The organism is Sphingomonas sp. CCH9-E2, assembly GCF_001557215.1.
GTDB lineage: Bacteria > Pseudomonadota > Alphaproteobacteria > Sphingomonadales > Sphingomonadaceae > Sphingomonas.
In genome coordinates, this window is the sequence record NZ_LSJM01000082.1 from 1 (window position 1) to 413 (window position 413).

Sequence of the window (413 nt, forward strand, 5' to 3'; positions counted from 1 at the left end):
AGATCCTCCAATGTAAAATCGCCCGCCAAGGCCCCAGCAGAGCGGGTAGTGAAGGACATCCGCCGACAGACCCGGCGCCACTTTTCGGCCGAGGACAAGATCCGCATCGTGCTGGATGGCCTGCGCGGGGAAGACAGCATCGCCGAGCTATGCCGCAAGGAAGGCATTGCCCAGAGCCTGTATTACACCTGGTCGAAGGAGTTCATGGAAGCTGGCAAGCGCCGCCTGGCCGGCGACACCGCCCGTGCCGCGACCACCGGAGAGGTCCAGGACCTGCGCCGCGAAGCCCGGGCCCTGAAGGAATGCGTGGCCGATCTGACACTGGAAAACCGTCTGCTCAAAAAAAGCATGGTCGCGGATGGGGGCAACGACGAATGAGATATCCCGCATCCGAGAAGCTCGAGATCATCAGA

Annotated in this window: 1 pseudogene; it reads left to right on the plus strand. The window is 62.0% G+C overall.

From position 1 onward, the window contains the following. Window positions 1-413 (plus strand): annotated as a pseudogene (locus AX681_RS04645) (transposase); the annotation flags it as partial.